Origin of the sequence: Reyranella soli, from assembly GCF_007992495.1 — a bacterium.
In the GTDB taxonomy this organism is placed as follows: Bacteria; Pseudomonadota; Alphaproteobacteria; order Reyranellales; family Reyranellaceae; genus Reyranella; species Reyranella soli.
Genome location: NZ_BKAJ01000214.1, coordinates 1 through 14958, shown reverse-complemented (window position 1 = coordinate 14958; position 14958 = coordinate 1). Strand labels below are relative to the sequence as shown.

General features: G+C 68.9%; 16 protein-coding genes. 7 read left to right on the top strand and 9 right to left on the bottom strand.

Features of this window, described 5'->3' with window-relative positions; translation table 11 throughout:
- The 3 genes from RSO01_RS42280 to RSO01_RS42270 all read left to right on the top strand — a co-directional run.
- Positions 1-421, top strand: a 421-nt coding sequence (locus tag RSO01_RS42280) for a pseudouridine synthase family protein (protein WP_507763600.1), incomplete at its 5' end; no start/stop codon positions are given.
- Positions 421-990, top strand: a complete 570-nt coding sequence (gene rsmD / locus RSO01_RS42275) for a 16S rRNA (guanine(966)-N(2))-methyltransferase RsmD (protein ID WP_170303779.1) — start codon at positions 421-423, stop codon at positions 988-990. The genes RSO01_RS42280 and rsmD, both read left to right, overlap by 1 nt.
- The gene (locus RSO01_RS42270; RefSeq protein WP_147156624.1) at positions 987-1595 is read left to right on the top strand and encodes a histidine phosphatase family protein; all 609 of its coding nucleotides are present in this window, start codon (positions 987-989) and stop codon (positions 1593-1595) included. Before rsmD ends, RSO01_RS42270 begins: the two co-directional genes overlap by 4 nt.
- Here the strand turns inward: RSO01_RS42270 and RSO01_RS42265 are convergent.
- The 7 genes from RSO01_RS42265 to ileS all read right to left on the bottom strand — a co-directional run bounded on the left by RSO01_RS42265 (position 1592) and on the right by ileS (position 10494).
- Positions 1592-2011, bottom strand: a complete 420-nt coding sequence (locus RSO01_RS42265; protein WP_147156623.1) for a hypothetical protein — start codon at positions 2009-2011, stop codon at positions 1592-1594. The genes RSO01_RS42270 and RSO01_RS42265 overlap by 4 nt on opposite strands.
- Positions 2008-3825 carry a DNA mismatch repair endonuclease MutL gene (gene mutL, locus RSO01_RS42260; protein ID WP_147156622.1) on the bottom strand — a complete coding sequence of 606 codons (1818 nt, stop codon included), beginning with the start codon at positions 3823-3825 and terminating at the stop codon, positions 2008-2010. The genes RSO01_RS42265 and mutL overlap by 4 nt, the downstream gene beginning before the upstream one ends.
- A 59-nt stretch (positions 3826-3884) precedes the next feature.
- A complete protein-coding gene (locus RSO01_RS42255) occupies positions 3885-5210 on the bottom strand; it encodes a M16 family metallopeptidase (protein WP_147156621.1) in 1326 nt (441 codons plus the stop codon).
- Positions 5207-6433 carry a M16 family metallopeptidase gene (locus RSO01_RS42250; protein ID WP_218037631.1) on the bottom strand — a complete coding sequence of 409 codons (1227 nt, stop codon included), beginning with the start codon at positions 6431-6433 and terminating at the stop codon, positions 5207-5209. Before RSO01_RS42250 ends, RSO01_RS42255 begins: the two co-directional genes overlap by 4 nt.
- A gap of 149 nt (positions 6434-6582) precedes the next feature.
- A complete protein-coding gene (locus RSO01_RS42245) occupies positions 6583-7167 on the bottom strand; it encodes a DUF3035 domain-containing protein (RefSeq protein WP_170303778.1) in 585 nt (194 codons plus the stop codon).
- A gap of 46 nt (positions 7168-7213) precedes the next feature.
- The gene (lspA, locus tag RSO01_RS42240; RefSeq protein ID WP_218037630.1) at positions 7214-7696 is read right to left on the bottom strand and encodes a signal peptidase II; all 483 of its coding nucleotides are present in this window, start codon (positions 7694-7696) and stop codon (positions 7214-7216) included.
- Positions 7693-10494: an isoleucine--tRNA ligase gene (ileS, locus tag RSO01_RS42235; protein ID WP_218037632.1), complete on the bottom strand. Its 2802-nt coding sequence runs from the start codon at positions 10492-10494 to the stop codon at positions 7693-7695. Before ileS ends, lspA begins: the two co-directional genes overlap by 4 nt.
- A gap of 350 nt (positions 10495-10844) precedes the next feature.
- On the opposite strand from ileS, the gene RSO01_RS42230 reads away from it, so the two are divergent.
- The gene (locus RSO01_RS42230) at positions 10845-11303 is read left to right on the top strand and encodes an adenylate/guanylate cyclase domain-containing protein (RefSeq protein ID WP_147156617.1); all 459 of its coding nucleotides are present in this window, start codon (positions 10845-10847) and stop codon (positions 11301-11303) included.
- A gap of 216 nt (positions 11304-11519) precedes the next feature.
- Here RSO01_RS42230 and RSO01_RS42225 read toward each other — a convergent pair whose 3' ends face one another.
- Together RSO01_RS42225 and RSO01_RS42220 are read right to left on the bottom strand one after the other, a co-directional pair.
- Positions 11520-12458: a bifunctional riboflavin kinase/FAD synthetase gene (locus RSO01_RS42225; RefSeq protein ID WP_147156616.1), complete on the bottom strand. Its 939-nt coding sequence runs from the start codon at positions 12456-12458 to the stop codon at positions 11520-11522.
- On the bottom strand, positions 12455-12904 hold the full coding sequence (locus tag RSO01_RS42220) for a MaoC family dehydratase (protein WP_308933122.1): 450 nt from the start codon (positions 12902-12904) through the stop codon (positions 12455-12457). Before RSO01_RS42220 ends, RSO01_RS42225 begins: the two co-directional genes overlap by 4 nt.
- Positions 12905-12973: 69 nt before the next feature.
- Here RSO01_RS42220 and RSO01_RS42215 point away from each other — a divergent pair, with 69 nt between their 5' ends.
- From RSO01_RS42215 to RSO01_RS42205, 3 genes are all read left to right on the top strand, one after another.
- Complete coding sequence (locus RSO01_RS42215) at positions 12974-13999, top strand: phosphotransferase family protein (RefSeq protein ID WP_147156615.1); 1026 nt, start codon at positions 12974-12976, stop codon at positions 13997-13999.
- Positions 13999-14358, top strand: coding sequence for a DUF6285 domain-containing protein (locus RSO01_RS42210; protein WP_147156614.1), 360 nt, complete (start codon positions 13999-14001; stop codon positions 14356-14358). Before RSO01_RS42215 ends, RSO01_RS42210 begins: the two co-directional genes overlap by 1 nt.
- Positions 14359-14455: 97 nt before the next feature.
- Positions 14456-14958 (top strand): ArsR/SmtB family transcription factor (locus RSO01_RS42205; RefSeq protein ID WP_147156613.1); only part of this gene is annotated, 503 nt, incomplete at its 3' end.

Genomic DNA, 14958 nt, shown 5'->3' with positions numbered 1-14958 from the left:
GCGGCAGCTGGAGCTGCCGGCCAACGGCTGGACCCGCCGCTACCGCGCGCGCGTGCACGGCCTGGTCGACGAGGCGCGGCTCGCGGCGCTGGGCAAGGGCATCACCATCGAGGGCGTGCGCTATGGCGCCATCCAGGCCAAGCTCGAGCGCCAGCAGCGCACCAATGCCTGGCTCGAGATCGCGCTCACCGAAGGCAAGAACCGCGAAGTGCGCCGCGTGCTCGCCCATCTCGACCTGCCGGTGATGCGCCTGATCCGCGTCGCCTTCGGCCCGTTCTATCTCGGCGAGCTCGATCGCAACCAGGTCGAGGAGGTGCCGCAACAGGCCCTCGCCAGCCTGCTGGGCGTCAAGCCGCCGCCGCGCAAGGCCGGCTGGGCCAAGCCCAAAGCGCCTTCACGCCCGCACCGACGGCGGCACTGATGCTGAAGATCGTCGGCGGCAAGCATCGCGGCCGCACCATCGCCACGGCCGAAGGCCAGGCCACCCGCCCGACGGCGAGCCGCGCCCGCGAGGCGCTGTTCAACATCCTGGCCCACGCCAACTGGCGCGACGACGGCACCTCGCCCCTGATCGACGTGCGCGTGCTCGACGCCTTCGCGGGCTCGGGCGCGCTCGGGCTGGAGGCACTATCGCGCGGCGCCGCGCACGCGACCTTCCTCGACAACGATGCGACGGCGATCAAGCTGATTGGCGAGAACCTGCGTAAGCTCGGCGAGACCGGCGCCGCCAAGGTGGTGCGTGCCGATGCGACGCGGCCGCCGCCCGGCCGCGATCCCTGCGACCTCGTCTTCCTCGATCCGCCCTATCGATCGGGCCAGGCCGCGCCGGCGCTGGGCGCGCTCGCCGCCGCGGGCTGGGTGGCACCGGACGCCATCGTCACCGTCGAGCTGGCGCACAACGAGGACATCGTGCCGCCGTCGGGCTTCGAGGCGATCGACGAGCGCCGCTATGGCGCGGCCAAGATCGTGATCCTGCGAGGCAAGCCGTGACGCTCAACGCTCCGCTCTACATGCTGCGCCACGGCGAGACGGCGTGGAACACCGAACGGCGCATGCAGGGCACCAAGGATTCAGCACTCACCGAGCGTGGCCGCGCCCAGGCGCTGGCGATGGGCCGCACGCTCAAGGCCGAGCTTGCGCGCACGCCCGGCCCCACGATCTTCCTGCGCAGCCCGCTCGGCCGCGTGCGCGAGACGTCGGAGATCATCGGCCGCGAGCTCGGCCTCGATGCCGCCGAGTGGCGTGACGATCCTCGCTTGGCCGAGCTGAGCTACGGCCAGTGGGAAGGCTTCAGCTGGAAGGACATCGAGGCCACGCATCCCACGGCGCTCAGCGACTGGCGCGCCGATCCGCACGGCTACTGCCCGCCGGGCGGCGAGACCCATGCCGAGCTGCGCCGGCGCTCGGCCGAGGTGCTGGCCGAGATCATCGCCTCGAAGAGGCGCACGGTCGTCGTCGGCCACGGCGTCAGCGGCGCGGTGCTGCGCGGCATCAACCTCGGGCTCGACGCCAAGGCGATGTTCGTCCTGGAAAAGCCGCAGGACGCCTTCTTCCGCCTGCTGACGGGCATCGAGGAAAAGATCTTCTGTAGTTAGCGCGACAGCCGCGCGGTGCGCTGGCAGCCCGTGGTCTCGCTGACCACCAGGCTGGCACCCTCGCTTCGCGCGGTCAGCTTGCCCTGACGCCGGTCGGCGGCTTTCACCGAGGCGACGCTGACCAGGGAAAACGGGCCACTTGGCTTGGCCACGCCGTGGATCTGCCACAGGCCGGGCGTCGGTGCCGGCGGTGGCGCCTTCTTGAGGTTGGGCACCGGACCGTGCGCGGTCGTGTCGTAGGCCGAGCCGTCGACGAAGCCGTTCTCGATCACGATCACGAAGTCGAGCGGGGCGTTGCACGAACCGCCGTCGCTCGTGCCGCGCCATTGGCCGTCGAGGGGCGAAGAGGGCGTCGGCTGGGCAAACGCCTGGGTCGTCGTGGCCAAGAGGAACGCCACCAGCAGAATGTGCTTCATCGCCTTCCGAACAGTCGCTCGATGTCGGCCAACTTCAGCTCTACATAGGTCGGCCGGCCGTGATTGCACTGGCCGGAATGCGGTGTCGCCTCCATTTGCCGCAGCAGGGCGTTCATCTCATCGACCGTGAGGCGGCGGCCGGCGCGCACCGAGGTGTGGCAGGCGAGCGTGCCGCACACTTCCTCGATCTTCTCCTTGAGCGACAGATGATCGCCCATCTCGCCGAGCTCGTCGGCGAGATCGCGCACCAGGCCCTGGACGTCGACTTCGCCCAGCACCGCGGGCATTTCGCGCACGACCACTGCGCCCAAGCCGAACGGCTCCAGCACCAGGCCCAGCTCGGCGAGCTCACCGGCGCGCTGCGCCAGGCGGCGCGCGCCGTCCTCGCCGATCTCGACGACTTCGGGCAGCAGCAGCGTCTGGCGCTTCACGCCGTCGGCCTGCAACTGGTCCTTCAGGCGCTCGTGCATCAGCCGCTCGTGCGCGGCGTGCTGATCGACGATCACCACGCCCTGGTCGGTCTGGGCGACGATGTAGGTCTCGTGCAGCTGCGCCCGCGCCACGCCCAGCGGATAGTGCTGGCCGTTGCCGTTCGATGTTTCGGTGGGCGTCTCGACGCGCGCCGACGGTGCGTCGAACGGCGACATGAATTGCATGGCCGCTTCAGCAAGACCACGCGGCACCGACGAACCGTGACCGCCCCCCATCGGCAGCGGCATCGAATAACCCGTGTGCGGCCGCAAAGCGCCCAGCGCTGCGTCGGCGACGGTCGTGCTGGCGCGATGGCCGGCGGCGGCGAGCGCCGTGCGCAGCGCCCCCACGATCAGGCCGCGCACGATGCCTGCGTCGCGGAAGCGCACCTCGGTCTTGGCGGGATGGACGTTGACGTCGACCAGCGCGGTCGGCGCCTCGAGGAACAGCGCCACCATGGGATGGCGATCGCGCGCCAGGAAATCCTGGTAGGCGCCGCGCACCGCACCGGCCAGCAGCTTGTCGCGCACCGGCCGGCCGTTGACGAAGAGATACTGGTGCTGGCCGGTCGGCCGGTTGAGCGTTGGCAGGCCGGCGAAGCCGGTCAGCCGGAAGCCCTCGCGGTTGGCGTCGATGGCGACGGTATTGTCGGCGAACTCGCGGCCCATGATGGCGGCCAGCCGCTCCAGCCGCGCCGCGTCCGGCCGCTCCCCGTCAGATCCGGCGAGCAGAGAGGGATTGGCCGCCGGCAGGTCGACCAGCGTGCGCTCCTCGCTTTCCAGGCGGAAGGCGATGGCGGGATGGGCCATGGCGAGGCGGCGCAGGGCATCGGCGACATGGCCCGATTCGGTGCGCGGCTCCTTGAGGAATTTCAGCCGCGCCGGCGTCGCAAAGAAGAGATCGCGCACTTCCACGCGCGTGCCGGCGGGATGCGCCGCGGGCCGCGGCTCGCCTTTGGCGCCGCCTTCGATGTCGAGGCTCCAGGCCGTATCGGCGCCGACCGGCCGCGAGGTGAGGACGAAGCGGCTCACCGAGGCGATCGAGGGCAAGGCCTCGCCGCGGAACCCCAAGGTGCGGATGTCACTGAGATCGTCGTCGGGCAGCTTGGAGGTGCAGTGCCGCTCGACGGCCAGCGCCATCTCCTCGCGCGTCATGCCGACACCGTCGTCGACCACGGAGATGAAGCTGCGGCCGCCCTCCTTCAGGACGACGGCGATGCGACGCGCGCCCGCGTCGATCGCGTTCTCGACCAGCTCCTTGACCGCGCTCGCCGGACGCTCGACAACCTCGCCCGCGGCGATGCGGTTGACCAAGGTCGAGGGAAGGCGGCGTAGCGCGCTCATGGCATTCTCATCTTACGCCCGCCGGCTCTGGGAAAGATACTGGCGGGCCGATCCCGCTATTACGGATCTGCGGTGATACCCACCGGCTTGCCGACGACGACCGTGGTCAGGGCCTCGTCGCGCAACACGCGGCGGGCGAGGCGGCGGACATCGTCGATCTTCACAGCCGCGATCAAGGCGGCGCGCTTGGTGAGATGGTCGGGGGCAAGGCCATCGACCTGCATGGAATGCAGCAGGCCCGCGATGGCGCCCGACGAATCGAGCGCCAGCGCGAGCGCGCCGGCGAGGTAGGTCTTGGCGTCGGCGACCTCCTGCTCGGTCGGACCATCGACGCGCAGGCGGGCCAGCTCGGCCTTGACCACGCGCAGCGCCTCGGCGATGCGCTCGTTGGCCGACGCCGTCGACATCACGAGCAGCGCCGCGCGCTTGTAGACGCGCAGGCTCGACGAGGCGCCGTAGGCCAGCCCGCGCTTCTCGCGCACCTCGCTGAACAGCCGCGACTGCTGGCCGCTGCCGCCCAGGATGTGGTTCATGATCAGGGCGGCGTACCAGTCGGGATCGTCGCGGGCGACGCCGGGCAGCGCCAGCAAGGCCGTGCTCTGCGGCACCGACCGCTCGACCACGACGGTGCGCGCCTTGGTCGGCGGCTTCCATTCGGGTGGCAAGGCGGGCGGCGTGCCCACGGGCAGGCTGCCGAAGGCGCGGTCGAGCAGGCGGGCGAGATCGGCCTCCTCGATGTCGCCCACTGCGGCCACGATCAGGCCGTTGCGGATCAACAGCGACGCCGCACGCTGCTTGAGCTCCTGCTGCGAGAGCTTCTTCAGATCGTCGGGCGTGCCGTCGGGATCGTTGGCATAGGGATGGCCCGCGAACTCGGTCTCCATCAGCGTGCGCGCGGCGACCGAGTTGGGACGCTGGTTGGCCTGGTTGATCGAGGCGATGGTCTGGGCGCGCCGCTGCTCGATCATGTCGCTGTCGAAGCGCGGCTGGGTGAGCGCCATGCGCAGGAGCTCGAAACCCTCCTCGCGGTTGGCCGACAGCACGCGCAGGCCGCCGCCCAGGCGATCGAGCGAGGCGCTGAAGCTCACCGATGCCGCGGCATCCTCCTGCCGTTGCCGGAAGGCCTGCGCGGTGAGCGTCCCGGCACCGTCGGTGAGCAGCGTGGCCATGAGCGAGGTGACACCCAACTGGCCCGCCGGATCGGACGCCGTGCCGCCGGCGAAAGAGAACGAGAGCGACACCGCAGGCGCGCTCTTGTCCTGCACCAGCCAGGCCTTGATGCCGGCCGGTGTGGTCACGGCCTTGATGTCGACCGCGCCGGCGGCGGCCGGCAGCACGAGGACCGCGACGAGCAGCGCCGCAAGAGCACGCAGCAGCCGGCTCACCGCATGCCTTCCTGCGGCGTCAGCACCGAGGTGACGAGCCCGTCGGCGCGCCAGACATGGCGCGCGGCGGCGACGACGGCGGCAGGCGTCACGGCGGCGATGCGCTGCGGCCAGGCATCGATATCGGCCACTGTGCCGCCGACGCCGAGCGCGCCGCCGTAGATGCGCGGGCCGCTCTGCAGCGAATCCTGCGAATAGATGGCGGCGGCCAACAGCTGGTTCTGCGCCCGCTCGACCTCCTCGGCGGTCACGCCGTCATCGAGCAGCTTGCCCAGCAGGCCGCCGACCGCGCTCTCGATCTCGACGATGGGCGTGCCCGCCGCCGGATGGACGCCGAGGTCGAACGAGGTGAGGCCGAGGCTCGACGGGCTGTAGGAGGCCCATGCCGACAGGGCGATCTTGCGGTCGACCACCAGGTTGTTCCACAGCCGGCTGGTCTCGCCGCCGCCCAGCAGGCGCGCCAGCACCTCCAGGGCATAGGCGTATTGGCTCTCGCCCTTGTGGTAGGACGGCGCGAGGTAGTAGCGCGACCAGCGCGGCTCGGCGACGCGGGCATCGGCGCGCGTGACGCGCTGGGGCAGGTCGGAAGCGCCCTCGCCCGGCCGGCGCCGCGGATCGACCTTGCGCTGGGGGATCGGCCCGTAGTGCTTTTCGGCGAGCTTGCGCACCTGGTCGGCCGTGGTGTCGCCGGCCACGATCAGGATCGCGTTGTTGGGCATGTACCACTTGGCATAGAACGCCGCGAGATCGTGGACGCTGAGCTTCTTCACGTCGTCGACATAGCCCGAGATCGGCATACCGTAGGGCTTGTGGCGGCCGTAGAGCTGCTCCTGCACCGCCTCGCCCAGGAGGGCCGCCGGCGAGTTCTCGGTGCGCATCCGACGCTCCTCGAGCACGACCTGGCGCTCGGGGATCAGCTCCTTCTCGGTGATGCGCAGGTTGGCCATGCGATCGGCCTCCATGCGCATGACCATCTCCAGACGGTCGGGCGCAACCGTCTGGTAGTAGCCTGTCGTGTCGAAGCTCGTGTAGGCGTTGTCGCGCCCGCCGTTCTTGGAGACGATGCGCGAGAACTCGGTCGGCCCGACCGTGCCCGTGCCCTTGAACATCATGTGCTCGAGGAAATGGGCAATGCCGGTCTTGCCGTAGACCTCGTCGGCGCTGCCAACCTTGTAGACCACGAGCTGGTTGACGATCGGTGCGCGGCTCGACGGCAGGACCACGACCTGCAGGCCGTTGGGCAGGGTGAAGAACTCGGACTTGCGCCGCTCGACCGAGAAAAGCTTGGCGCGCGCGATCGATGGCGGGGCGAGCGCGCTGATCGCAATCAGGCCACCAAACAGAGCGCGGCGGCGCGAGAGCGCTGCCGGCCTCAGAAGATGCCTTCGAGCAGGCCGCGCTGGCGCCGCTTGATGGTCGACGTCGGGCCCGAGGCGGGCTGGCCGGCGGCCTGCGCGTCGCGGATGCGCTGCTGCTCCTTGGTCGGATCGACGACGACGCCGGGAGGCGGCGAGTCCTGCCAGAAGATCAGACTGTCGATGAACGACTTGTCGGTGTCGTTGATGGTCTTGGTGTCCTGGTTGACCCGGCTGCGGATGTTGGGATCGACGTTGCCGCCGCCGGCCTTCTGCACCAGCGAGGCTTCGGCGCTGGTGCGGCCGGGACCCTGGGCGGCGCCGGTCATGACCTGGTTGCGTTGCGGACGCGCCGCCAGCGCCGGCGACAGCGCCTCCTTGGCCTGGTCGGCCGGCGTCACTTCCTGCGGACGTGGCTCGCCCGGCCGCGGCGGCCGCAACTCGGCGTTGGGCGGCATGGTGAGCGGCGAGTGCGAGACGATCTTGAACTCGTCGGGCGACACTTTCTTACCGCCGCCGAGATTTTCGAACATGCTGCAGCCGCCCAGCATGAGGGCGCTGAGGGCAGCAAGACCTGCCGGTATCAGGATCGTGCGTCGCATCGTTCGTCCTTCGGGCTTTTTCTTTTGTCCACTGATCATGGCCGCATCAGGGCGCGCGTTGTCTTTCGCCGACGAGTGAATCGATGAGCATCAGGCCGACGCCGACAACGATCGCCGAATCGGCGATGTTGAACGCCGGCCAGTGCCAATGGCCAATATGGAAATCGGCGAAGTCGAACACCGCTCCCCACCGGGCGCGGTCGATAACATTACCGATGGCGCCCCCCATGACAAGGCCGATGCCCCATCCTGTGAAGGGCCGGTCGGTTCGTCGCAGCCAGATGAAGAGGCCGATGCACACGGCGATGGCCACGACCGACAGCACCCACGGCGGCAGCGCCTGGTCGCCCATCAGGCCGAAGCTGACGCCACGGTTCCACACGATCACCAGCCGGAAGAAGCCGTCGACCACCGGCACGATGGCCCCGGCCTTCGCCAGGTAGGTGAGCAGCAGCTGCTTGGAGAGCTGGTCGGCGATCAAGGTGATCACGACCAGGGCCATGGCCTGGCGGTCGATGCGCCTCATCATGCCTCGCTCACCGCCCCTTCACAGCGCTCGCAAAGCAGCGGGTGCTTGGCCGACTTGCCGACCTCGCGCAGGACCTGCCAGCAGCGTGCACATTTGTTGCCCTCGGCCAGCAACGGCGCCACGCCGACGCCCGGCACGTCCGGCAGCTTGAAGTCGGTCGCGGCCGGCTCGCCTTCGATCAACTCGCCGCCCGAGGTGATGCAGAGCTCGACAAGGTCGAGATCCTTCATGGCGGCGATGTATTCCTTGGTGGCATGGACGTGCGGGGCGGCCTGCAGGCTGGACCCGATGCGCTTCTCGGCGCGCTCGAGCTCGAGCGCGCCGGTGACGACTCGGCGCAGCGCCCGCACCGTCTTCCACTTCTCGCCCAGGCCAGCGTCGAGCCACGCCGCCGGGATCTCGGGATAGAGCCGCAGATGCACGCTCTCTGCGGCGCCATCCGGCACATCGTCGGGCCGCGCCAGCCATGCCTCCTCGGCGGTGAAGCAGGTGATGGGGGCGAGCCACGCGGTCAGGAAGGAGAACAGCTCCGCCATCACCGTGCGCGCGGCGCGCCGGCGCAAGCCGGTCGGCGCATCGCAGTAGATCGCGTCCTTGCGGATGTCGAAGTAGAAGGCCGAGAGATCCACGGCGCAGAAATTGTGCAGCTCGGTCGCGATCTTGTGGAAGTCGAAGTCGTCGACCGCCGGCCGGAACGCGGCATCGAGCTCGGCCAGGCGATGCAGCACCCAGCGCTCGAGCTCGGGCATGTCGGCATAGGCCACCTTCTCCACCGCCGAATAGCCGGCGAGGCTGCCCAGCAGGTAGCGCAAGGTGTTGCGCAGCCGGCGATAGGCCTCGGCCTGGTGCTTCAGGATCTCAGGCCCGATGCGCTGGTCCTCGGTGTAGTCGGTGCCGACCACCCACAGGCGCAGGATGTCGGCGCCGTACTGGTCGCACACCGCCTGCGGCGCGGTGATGTTGCCCAGCGACTTGGACATCTTGCGGCCCTGCTCGTCGAGCGTGAAGCCGTGCGTCAGCACGCCGTCGTAGGGCGCGCGGCCTCTGGTGCCACAGCTCTCCAGCAGCGAGGAGTGGAACCAGCCGCGATGCTGGTCGGAGCCCTCGAGATAGAGATCGGCTGGCCACTTCAGCTCGGGGTTGCCCTCGAGGGTGAAGACGTGGGTCGAGCCCGAATCGAACCAGACGTCGAGGATGTCCTTCACCTGCTCGAAGTCCTCGGCCTTGTACTTGTTGCCGAGGAAGCGCTCGGGCGGGCTTTCGAACCATACGTCGGCGCCCTCGGCACGGAAGGCCTCGACGACGCGCGCCATCACCTCGGGATCGCGCAAGGGCTCGCCGGTCTCCTTGTTGACGAACACGGTGATCGGCACGCCCCAGGCACGCTGGCGCGACACGCACCAGTCGGGCCGCTGCTCGATCATGCTGCGCAGGCGGTTGTAGCCGGCCTGCGGCACGAAGCGCGTGGCATCGATCGCCGCCAGTGCCTTTTCGCGCAAGGTCCCGCCGATCTCGGCGATCGGCTTGTCCATGGCGATGAACCACTGCGGCGCGTTGCGGAAGATCACCGGCGCCTTGGAGCGCCAGGAGTGCGGATAGCTGTGGCGGATGCGACCGAAGGCCAGAAGCTTGCCGGCCTTGTCGAGGGCGTCGCTGACGGCGCGGTTGGCGTCGCCCCGCACACCTTGCGCGGTGTAGACCTTCTTGCCCGCGAACAGCGGCACGTGCGGATAGTAGCTGCCGTCCTCGGCCACGGTGTCGGGCACTTCCACGCCGTTGGCCACACCCAGCTCATAGTCGTCGGCGCCATGGCCCGGCGCGATATGCACAAAGCCCGTGCCGGCATCGGCGGTGACGAAGCCGCCCGGCAGCAGGCGCACGTCGAAGTCGTAGCCCTGGCCGCGCAGCGGATGGGCGGCCAGCAGGCCGTCGAAATCCTCCGGCGCCAGATCGCCCAGCACCTTGGGCGTGAACTTCGCCGTCTCGCCGACGGCGCCGACCAGCTCCTTGGCCAGCACCATCTTCTCGCCCGCCTTGGCGCGGCTGCCCTCGCCCACTTCGGCGACCTCGACCAGCGCGTAGGCGATGTCGGGCCCGAAGGCGAGCGCACGATTGCCCGGGATCGTCCAAGGTGTGGTCGTCCAGATCACCACCGAGGCGCCGTCGAGCTTGCCGCCCTTCGACTTCACCACCGGGAAGCGGACATGGACCGTGTCCGACGTATGGTCGTGATACTCGATCTCGGCTTCGGCCAGCGCGGTCTTCTCGACGACGCTCCACAGCACGGCCTTGGAGCCCTTGTAGAGACCGCCATTCATCAGGAACTTGCCGAGCTCGCCCGCAATCACGGCCTCCGAGTCGTAGGCCATGGTCGAATAGTAGTTCTCCCAGTCGCCCTCGACGCCGAGGCGCTTGAACTCCTCGCGCTGCACCCCGATCCAGTGATCGGCGAAGGCGCGGCACTGGCGGCGGAACTCGCCCACCGGCACGGCATCCTTGTCCTGGTTCTTGGCGCGGTACTCCTCCTCGATCTTCCATTCGATCGGCAGGCCATGGCAGTCCCAGCCCGGCACATAGTGGCTGTCCTTGCCCAACATCTGCTGGGTGCGCGTGACCAGGTCCTTCAGGATCTTGTTGAGCGCATGGCCGATATGGAGGTTGCCGTTGGCGTAGGGCGGGCCGTCATGCAGCACGAACTTGGGCCGGCCGCGGCTCTCGGCACGCAGCCGATGGAACAGCTTCATGTCGGCCCAGCGCTTCAAGAGCTCCGGCTCCTTCTTGGCCAGGCCGGCGCGCATGGGGAAGTCGGTCTTGGGCAGGAAGACGCTGGATTTATAGTCAGTTGTCACGAGAAACTCGGTGCAGGAGGAGCGAGAGAATAGCCACCCGGATGATGGCCGCGTACAGGCAAAACGACCCGGCCGCCGCTAGCGGACCGGGCGGATAATTCGCTCCTGAGGGGCCCCGATGAACATAGGAGCATCAATCTAGGGATGGGGCCGGAGAGGGTCAATCCGCCGGGAAGCTACGCGAAGCCTCGATAATATAACCCAAGTTCTTGTCCGGAACAACAACTACAGTCCCGTGCAGGACGTTTCCTTCGGCTAATTTTTGCGTCCCATAGAGGCGCACTATTGGACCACCTGCAGTGGGGGAGAAGACCCCGCCGCAGGAACTGCTGGCGACGATGGCGGGCTACTTCTCCCTCAGCGGGCAGATCGTCGGCGACGCCGGCGGCCGCCTGATCAAGACCCTGGGCGATGCTGGGCTGGTTGCCTTCCCGGCCGAAGCAGCCGACGCCGGCGTGGCCGCCTTGCGCTCCGTGCAATCGGCGGGGCGCGAGTGGCTCGCCAAGCACGGCTTCAGGACCAGCATCGTCGTCAAGCTGCACCTGGGACCGGTGGCGATCGGCCGGGTCGGCAGCCCGGGCGAGGAGATTATCGACGTCTACGGCAAGACCGTGAACGTCGCGGCCGCCTTGCCCAGCACCGGGCTCACCGTCACGCCGGCGGTGTTCCGCAGCCTGCAGGCCGAGAGCCGCACGCTCTTCAAGAAGCACACGCCGCCGATCAGCTACATCGACGCGGGTGATCATCGTCCGACCTGAAGTTCTTCCTCCCCGGCGAAGCTTGGGAGGTGTCGGCGTCTTCGCCGACCAGCCTTCGCCGAAGCGAAACCGCATCGGCTTCGCGCAGCAGGCGGAGGGATCATGAACGTCGGTACTGTTGCCCATGACCCTGCGGGCCACCTCCCCATCTGCGATGGGGAGGAAGAGCTATGCTTTAGCAAAACGACGCCGGCGATATCGTTGAGGGTGACATCCTCACTCTACGAGGAGACGCCGCGCCGCCTCGCCGTCGGCCGCGATCTGCGCCTTGAGCTGGTCGAGGCCACCGAACTTCATCTCCGGCCGGATGAACTCGATCAGCGCCGCGCGCAGCGTCTTGCCATAGAGGTCGCCCGCGAAGTCGAACAGGTGGACTTCGAAGTTCTCCTTGAGCTTGCCGAAGGTCGGGCGGCGGCCGAGGTTGGCGACGGCAGGACGCCACTCAGAACCATTGGGGCCGTCGACCAGGGCGCGCACGGCATAGACGCCGAAGCGCGGCCTGAGGTGCTCGCCGAGGGCGACGTTGGCGGTCGGGAAGCCGATGGTGCGGCCGCGCTGATCACCCAGCTCGACGACGCCCTCGATCTCCCAGGAATGGCCCAGAAGGTCGGACGCTTCGCTGACCCAGCCGGCGCGCAATGCCTCGCGGATGCGGGTCGAGGAGTAGATCTCGCCCTCGTGCGTCACCGGATCGAGCACGGTGACGCCGAAGCCCTTCTGCCGGCCCTTCTCGCGCAGCATCTCGACATTGCCGGTGCGGCGGGCGCCGAAGGTGAAATCGTAGCCGCACACGACATGGCGTGCGCCCATGCCCTTCAGCAGCACGTCGTCGATGAAGGCGTCGGCCGACAGGGCGGCAAAGGCCTCGTCGAAGTGCTGCGCCAGCACGGCCTGCACACCGTACTGTTCCAGCAGCCGGAGCTTGGCCGGCGGCAGGGTCAGGCGGAACGGGCCGGTGTCCGGCACGAAGAAGCGGCGTGGATGCGGCTCGAAGGTCAGCGCCACGACCGGCGCGTTCAGCACCTTGGCCTGCTCGACTGTGCGGTCGAGCAACGCCTGATGGCCGCGATGCACGCCGTCGAAGTTGCCCAGCGCCACCGCCCCGCCCTGCCATTGCGCGGGCGTGGCCTGCCAGTGGTCGAAGCTCGGGATCATTTCTTCGGCGTGCGGCGCGGCACCAACACCACGGCCTCGCCGTCGATCACGATCTTGTCGCTGGCGAGGCACCGCGTCTTCAGCGTCACGCGCCGGCGCTCCTGGTTGATGTCGGTGATGGTGCAGACCGCGGTGACCGTGTCGCCGATCGAGACCGGCGCGGTGAAGTTGAGCGTCTGCGAGACGTAGATCGATCCCGGACCGGGCAGCTTGGTGCCGATCACCGCCGAGATGAAGCTGCTGCTCAGCATGCCGTGGGCGATGCGCTGGCCGAAGCGCGTCGTCTGGGCGAAGCCGCCGTGCAGATGGATCGGGTTGGTGTCGCCCGAGACACCGGCGAAGGCCGCGATATCGGCCTCGGTCACCGTCTTGCCGAACATCGCCGACATGCCGACCGTGAGGTCTTCCAGATAAAGGCCATGCATGGCCGCGAAATCAGTCGACACGTCCGGGCGTCTCCTCGTTGTGCGGGCGCCCTCTTACCACGCTGCCGGCCCTGTGCCACAGTCCGGTGAATGACCGTTCACACAGCGTCCGAAGCCGATCAAGTGGCCGGCGTGTTGGCCAGTGCCGCCGCGCGGTACTTCGGCGGACCTGCCGTCATCGAGGGGCTGAGCCGCGAATCCGGCGGCGCCTCGCGCCAGACCTGGAGCTTCGACGCCGTGGCCGGCGGCGAGCGCCATGGCCTCATCCTGCGCCGCGATCCGCCAACCACGGGCAAGGCGAGCGACCGTTCCGCCACCGCCCTCGACCGCGCGACCGAATTCCGGGTGCTGAAGGCCGCCTTCAAGGCCGGCGTGCGCGCGCCCGAGGTGCTGTTCGAGCTGATGCCGCAGGACGGGCTGGGCGAGGCTTTTGTCATGCGCCGCATCGGCGGCACGGCGATCGCCCGCAAGCTGCTGCGCGATCCGCCCTACGAGAAGGCGCGCGGTCTGATCGCGGGCCAGCTCGGGGAGATCCTGGCGCGCGTCCATGCCGTCGAGCTTGGGAGCCTGCCGGCGCTGGTCCGTCGCGAGGCCGCCGATCACATCGCGGGCCTGCGGCGCGCCCTCGATGCGCTCAGCCAGCCGCAGCCGGTGTTCGAACTGGCGCTGTCCTGGCTCGATCGGCGCAAGCCTGCGCCGATCGAACGAGCGCTGCTGGTCCATGGCGATTATCGCACGGGCAACTATCTCGCCGACGAAAGCGGCGTGACGGCGATCCTCGACTGGGAAGGCGCTCACCTCGGCGACCCCGTGGAGGATCTCGGCTGGCTGTGCGTGAAGAGCTGGCGCTTCGGCGCGGTCGACAAGCCGGCCGGCGGCTTCGGCAGCCGCGAGGAATTGTGGAGGGCCTACGAGAAAGCGGGCGGCGCCAAGGTCGATCCGGCCCGCGCCCATTGGTGGGAGGTGTTCGGCACGGTGCGCTGGGGCATCATCTGCCATCAGCAGGCCTGGCGGCACCTCGGCGGCGCGGTGAAGTCGATGGAGCTCGCCTCGATCGGCCGCCGCGCGGTGGAGACGGAGGTCGACCTGCTGCAGCTCCTGAAGGAGAAGATCTGATGGCGCAGGATCGTCCGACCGCCGCCGAGCTCCTGTCGGCCATCGCCGACCTGTTGCGCGAAGAGGTTACGCCCGTGCTCGACAAGGTCGAACCGCGGCTCGGCTTCCAGATGCGCGTGGCCGTGAACTCGCTCGCCATCCTGGAGCGCGAAGCGCGGTTGGGGCCGGCGGCGGACCGGCGCGAGCACGAACGGCTCGTGAAGCTGCTGGGCCGCGACGCTAGCCTCGACGACCTCAACCGCGAGCTCGCCCGCCAATTACGCGCCGGCGAACGCGACGAGCGGGATACGGCGCTGATGGCGCATCTCGAGGCGACCATCGCCGACAAGATCGCGATCGCCAATCCGAAGTGGCGCTAAGGGGGCGCGGGCCTCCGGCCCGCGCCCCCAAGATCATTCGGCAACCACCGAACTATTGACCATGGCGGACTCGCACGTGCGGGCCTAGATTTTCGCCATGACCACCGTGAACGCCCTTTCCGAAGTCGCCGCCCTGATGGGCGACCCGGCGCGCGCGTCCATGCTGTCGCTGCTGATGGACGGCCGCGCCCATACCGCGTCCGAGCTCGCGCTCACCGCCGGCATCACGGCCCAGACCGCGAGCGGACATTTGTCCCGCATGATCGACGGCAACTTGCTCGCCGCCCGCGCGCAGGGCCGCAACCGCTTCTATCGGCTGGCCTCGTCCGACGTGGCGCATGCCATCGAATCCCTGATGGCGCTCGCCGGCACGCGCGCCCCGCCGGCCTCGATGCATGCCGCCTGGCGCAGAGACCCCGACCTGCGCTTCTGCCGCACCTGCTACGACCATCTGGCGGGTCAGGTCGGCATCGCCGTCACCGACGCGCTGACCAAGGCCGGGCATATCGAGCCCAAGGGTTCGCGCGACTGGAAGCTGACGGAAAGCGGCGACCTGTTCTGCCAACGGCTCGGCGTCGACCTGCCGGCGGCGCGCCGTGC

Bases quoted from the DNA above. Each gene is read 5' to 3' on its own strand.
- RSO01_RS42210 (WP_147156614.1), top strand. From the start codon at position 13,999: ATGGCGCAGGATCGTCCGACCGCCGCCGAGCTCCTGTCGGCCATCGCC.
- lspA (WP_218037630.1), bottom strand. From the start codon at position 7,696: ATGATGAGGCGCATCGACCGCCAGGCCATGGCCCTGGTCGTGATCACC.
- RSO01_RS42245 (WP_170303778.1), bottom strand. From the start codon at position 7,167: ATGCGACGCACGATCCTGATACCGGCAGGTCTTGCTGCCCTCAGCGCC.
- rsmD (WP_170303779.1), top strand. From the start codon at position 421: ATGCTGAAGATCGTCGGCGGCAAGCATCGCGGCCGCACCATCGCCACG.
- RSO01_RS42215 (WP_147156615.1), top strand. From the start codon at position 12,974: ATGACCGTTCACACAGCGTCCGAAGCCGATCAAGTGGCCGGCGTGTTG.
- mutL (WP_147156622.1), bottom strand. From the start codon at position 3,825: ATGAGCGCGCTACGCCGCCTTCCCTCGACCTTGGTCAACCGCATCGCC.
- RSO01_RS42265 (WP_147156623.1), bottom strand. From the start codon at position 2,011: ATGAAGCACATTCTGCTGGTGGCGTTCCTCTTGGCCACGACGACCCAG.
- RSO01_RS42225 (WP_147156616.1), bottom strand. From the start codon at position 12,458: ATGATCCCGAGCTTCGACCACTGGCAGGCCACGCCCGCGCAATGGCAG.
- ileS (WP_218037632.1), bottom strand. From the start codon at position 10,494: ATGCGCGCCGGCCTGGCCAAGAAGGAGCCGGAGCTCTTGAAGCGCTGG.